Genomic DNA, 233 nt, shown 5'->3' on the forward strand with positions numbered 1-233 from the left:
TGGATTTATTTCTCCTGATGATGGCAGTGTAGATATTTTTGTTCATTATTCTGCATTAAAAGCAGTAGGAATAACAACTTTATCCGAGGGACAAAAAGTTTCATTTGATCTTGTTAGAGCAAAAACAGGAAAATTAGAAGCAAGTAATATGAAATTATCATCATAGATCTTAAGGATTAATTATATGAAAAACTATCAGTGTGCTGGTAGTTTTTTTAGTAAGCACTTTTATA

1 protein-coding gene is annotated in these 233 nt (G+C 29.2%); it reads left to right on the top strand.

Annotated elements, in window-relative coordinates; all coding sequences use genetic code 11:
• Positions 1-7: 7 nt before the first annotated feature.
• A complete protein-coding gene (locus SB659_RS20605) occupies positions 8-166 on the top strand; it encodes a cold-shock protein (RefSeq protein WP_410551788.1) in 159 nt (52 codons plus the stop codon).
• The last annotated feature ends 67 nt before the right edge of the window (positions 167-233 follow it).

This window comes from Arthrobacter sp. SIMBA_036, from assembly GCF_046535135.1.
Taxonomy (GTDB): Bacteria; Actinomycetota; Actinomycetes; order Actinomycetales; family Micrococcaceae; genus Arthrobacter.